Here is a 3,286-nt window from a genome sequence, read left to right as displayed (position 1 = left end):
TCACAAAGGTCCATCGCACGGATCTGATCGGCCAGTGCCACACCTGACATATTGGGGGCCATGTCCGACAGGACAAGATCGACCTTCTGGCCGTCGAGCATGGCCTCCAGCTCGCGGAGCACGGCTTCCTCGCGGAAATCGCCCTGCATGAAGTCCACCCCGGCCAGGCTGGCCATGGGCAGGATGTCCATGGCGATGACCCGGCCGGTATCGCCCAAGCGCCTGCGCGCCAGCTGGGACCAGCCGCCCGGGGCGGCGCCAAGGTCGACGATGGTCATGCCGGGCTTGATGAGGCGATCGCGCTCGATCAGCTCCTCGAGCTTGTAGATGGCTCGCGAGCGCGCACCTTCCGCCTGAGCTCTTTTGACGTAGGGATCGTCGAAGTGCTCTTTGAGCCACTGGGAGCTGGTCTTGCTGCGTGCCATGGCTTTCGACCAGAGTCTTAATAAGGAGCGGGCCTTGCATGATACCCTTTGACGCCTGTCAGCCGCACATCGAACCTGAACGCAATGTCGCTTTCCCCTACACAGTCCCGCTATCTCCGCAGCATGGCCCACGATCTCAAGCCGGTCGTCCTGCTGGGTAACAAGGGCGCCACCGAGGCCGTGGCCAAGGAGCTCGCCCAGGCCCTGGATATCCACGAGCTGGTCAAGGTCAAGCTCTCCGGAGGCGACAAGGACGAGCGCCAGGCCCAGATCGACTTTCTGACCAGCCAGACCGGCTCCGAAAAGGTCCAGGAAATCGGCCATATCGTCGTCCTGTTCCGCCGGAACGAGCAGGACCCGAAGCTCGCCCTGCCCCGGTAACCCGCCATGGACCTCTCGTTCGAGCACCCTGGCGAGTACCTCTTCGTGCGCCGGGTGGGCGCGAACACGGTCACGATCGTCGACCGCGACTTTCACAAGAGCCTCCTCCTGACCCCGGAAAAGGTCGTGGAAGACTGGCCTGTAACCGACGCGAAGCAGCTCACCCTGGCCGATGTCGCTCTCATCGCGGACCTGAAGCCCGAGCTGGTCATCATCGGCACCGGCGAGCGCCAGGTCTTTCCGCCTGCTGAAGTCATGGCCGGCTTCCTGCGTCAGGGCATCGGCGTCGAGGCGATGACCAACGGCTCGGCCGCCCGCACCTACAGTCTCCTGGCCGGTGAGGGCCGTAAGGTCCTGGCGGCCTTCATCCTGCCCCAAGGCTAAGAACGCCATGCGCATCCTCATTCTCGGGGCCGGCGGGACCGGCGGTTACTTCGGCGGTCGCCTGCACCAAGGTGGCGCGGACGTGACGTTCCTGGTTCGACCAGACCGGGCACGGGCACTGGATGCGAACGGACTCATCATAAAAAGCCCGTTCGGCGATGCCACCCTGACGGTGAAACACGTCACGGCCGACACGGTCGCCGCGGCAGGCGCTTTCGACCTGGTCCTTCTTTCCTGCAAGGCGTACGACCTGCATTCGGCGATCGAGGCGATCGACCCGGCGGTCGGCGAGGCCACGGCGATCCTGCCGATCCTCAACGGGCTGGCCCACTATCCGGTGCTCGACAATCGCTTTGGTCCGGACCGGGTCATCGGCGGCATGTGCGTCATCAGTGCCGCGAAGGGGCCGGCGGGCGAGATCCTGCACTTTGGCAACGGCGCATCGGTGACCTTCGGCGAGCGCGACGGTAACGATCATGGCGGCCGTTGTGGGGCCATAGCGGATGCTTTCGCCAAGGCGAACGTCGACCACACGCACTCATCCGATATCGAACGCGATCTCTGGGCCAAGTTCTCCTTCCTCGCCACCCTCGCCGGCGCAACCTGCCTGTTCCGCGCCAGCGTCGGCGACATCGTCGCCACGGACGACGGTCGCCAACTCACTGAGCAGATGTACGAGGAATGCCTGGCCGTGGCCCGCGCGTCGGGTCACGCCGTGCCAGATAACGCCCGCGCATTTGCCTGGAAAACGCTGACGCAGGAAGGCTCGCCGCTGACGGCGTCCATGCTCCGCGACCTCGAATCCGGGCAGCGCATCGAAGCCGACCACATCGTCGGCGACATGTTGCGACGTGCGCGGGATGCGGGGATCAGGGCACCGATGCTGGAGGTGGCGTTTGCGCACCTGCAGGCGTTTGAAGCCCGGCGTAAGCGGCAAGGCTAGACAGCTCTGTGTAGGAGCCGATTCATCGGCGAGCTTTTCCTTCGGCAGGGGGGGGGCTGGCTTCGGCGGGGGCTGGAGGCTAGCAACCGGAAGGTGCCGCTGCTGCGCAGCGGGTTTATTTGCCATTCGCCGATGAATCGGCTCCCACATGTGCCTATCTATTTTGCCGGCAGATACTGCAGCGGATCGACCGGATTGCCGTCGCGGCGAATCTGGAACTGGAGTTCGTCGCGCGTCGCGCCGCTCGAACCCATTTCCGCGACCGACTGGCCGGCTTTTACCTTCTCGCCTTCCTTGACCAGTCGCTTGCGGTTGTGGCCGTAAGCGGAGAGGAAGCTGTCGCTGTGCTTGATGATCACCAGCTCGCCGTAACCGACCAGGCCATTGCCGCTGTAGACCACCACGCCATCGGCGGCGGAACGGACCGGGTCGCCGGCCTTGCCGCCGATTTCGATACCGGGAATGGCGTCGCTCGATGAGAATTTCTTCAACATCGTGCCGTCGGCAGGCCAGCGCCAGGCGATACCGCCCGCGCTGCGCGAAGCGCCGCTGGTGACGATGGGCGTGGCGGCAGAGGGATTCTCCACAGGCGCCGGTGCCGGGGCGGGCACGTTCGGTGTGCTCGGCGGCGGCACCGGAACAGGAACGACGGACTCTGCAGGCTTTCCAGCCACGACGACCGGCGTGTTCGTCGTAGTCGCCGGTGCCGGAACGGGCGGGGGCGCTACGTCAGCGTCCGTCACAGCCTGGAAGGCGGGCTGCGCGGGCGGTGGCGTGCCATGGGGCGGACTACCGCCAGGCGGCGGCGCCGCCACGACGACCGGCGCGGCGTGCGCCGGGGCTGGCTTGTTGTCGTGCCCCGGCGGCGAGAGCCGCAGGTCCTGGCCCGGCCAGATGGTGTACGGCGAATCGATGCCGTTCCACCCGGCAAGGTCGCGAAAATCGACTTTGTTGCGGAAGGCAATGCTGTAGAGCGTGTCGCCCTTCATCACCCGATAGCTGCCGCCCGGTGGCGCCGGGGGTGGCGTCGCGGCGTGCGTGGGCGTGTAACCACCGGGGCTGCGCGTGACGACAACGGAACTGCGCGTGACATCGCAACCGGCCACGAGCACGGCGGCCGACAGCACGCCCGCCAGGGCGAGCGGGCGGATCA

Annotated in this window: 5 protein-coding genes; 3 read left to right on the top strand and 2 right to left on the bottom strand. The window is 66.1% G+C overall.

The window, feature by feature from the left end:
* The coding region (locus AC1DSN_RS20420) for an RlmE family RNA methyltransferase (protein ID WP_477332514.1) at positions 1-425 on the bottom strand (425 nt) is incomplete at its 3' end.
* Positions 426-509: 84 nt separating this feature from the next.
* On the opposite strand from AC1DSN_RS20420, the gene yhbY reads away from it, so the two are divergent.
* The 3 genes from yhbY to panE are packed head-to-tail and all read left to right on the top strand — an operon-like array spanning position 510 to position 2,133.
* Entirely contained in the window at positions 510-806 is a 297-nt protein-coding gene (gene yhbY, locus AC1DSN_RS20415; RefSeq protein WP_046968793.1) for a ribosome assembly RNA-binding protein YhbY, read from the top strand.
* A 6-nt stretch (positions 807-812) separates the two neighbouring features.
* A complete protein-coding gene (locus tag AC1DSN_RS20410; RefSeq protein ID WP_063574178.1) occupies positions 813-1,190 on the top strand; it encodes an Mth938-like domain-containing protein in 378 nt (125 codons plus the stop codon).
* A gap of 7 nt (positions 1,191-1,197) precedes the next feature.
* Positions 1,198-2,133 carry a 2-dehydropantoate 2-reductase gene (gene panE, locus AC1DSN_RS20405; protein WP_477295317.1) on the top strand — a complete coding sequence of 312 codons (936 nt, stop codon included), beginning with the start codon at positions 1,198-1,200 and terminating at the stop codon, positions 2,131-2,133.
* 158 nt (positions 2,134-2,291) lie between these two features.
* Here panE and AC1DSN_RS20400 read toward each other — a convergent pair whose 3' ends face one another.
* Positions 2,292-3,284 (bottom strand): peptidoglycan DD-metalloendopeptidase family protein, encoded by a 993-nt coding sequence (locus tag AC1DSN_RS20400; protein ID WP_477332511.1) that lies wholly within the window; start codon positions 3,282-3,284, stop codon positions 2,292-2,294.
* Positions 3,285-3,286: the final 2 nt, after the last annotated feature.

It is taken from the genome of Luteibacter sp. P4_D7_3, from assembly GCF_056401735.1.
Note: the sequence above shows the minus strand (reverse complement) of the source record. Positions and strands in the feature narration are given on the sequence as shown.

Coding starts and splice junctions, on each gene's coding strand:
- panE (WP_477295317.1), top strand. CDS start 1,198: ATGCGCATCCTCATTCTCGGGGCCGGCGGGACCGGCGGTTACTTCGGC.
- AC1DSN_RS20410 (WP_063574178.1), top strand. CDS start 813: ATGGACCTCTCGTTCGAGCACCCTGGCGAGTACCTCTTCGTGCGCCGG.
- yhbY (WP_046968793.1), top strand. CDS start 510: ATGTCGCTTTCCCCTACACAGTCCCGCTATCTCCGCAGCATGGCCCAC.